The following is a 265-nucleotide window of genomic DNA, read 5'->3' on the forward strand; positions in this document are numbered from 1 at the left end:
GGTGATCGCCGACATGCACATCGTGCAGGGCTCGTGCGTCGAAAGGAAGATCAGATCCTTGGTCGGCGGCTTGTCGCCAAGCTCGTAGAAGCGCTTCAGCGTATGCACCTCGCCGTGCCATAGCGGATTGTCCAGCTCGTTATTGGTCTCGGCGACGACGAGCGAAAGATCGGATTTCCTTAAGATCGCCGCACCGAACACCTTGTTGCCAAGCGAAACCCCACGCTCCGTCAGCGGCAGGATATTGTCTTCCATGACCGAAAGC

1 protein-coding gene is annotated in these 265 nt (G+C 57.7%); it reads right to left on the reverse strand.

All coding sequences use genetic code 11. The annotated features are described in order from the left end of the window. Window positions 1-265 (reverse strand): deaminase (locus tag EOD29_RS32395; protein WP_164763976.1); only part of this gene is annotated, 265 nt, incomplete at both ends.

This window comes from Mesorhizobium sp. M1A.T.Ca.IN.004.03.1.1, assembly GCF_003997555.1.
Taxonomy (GTDB): Bacteria; Pseudomonadota; Alphaproteobacteria; order Rhizobiales; family Rhizobiaceae; genus Mesorhizobium.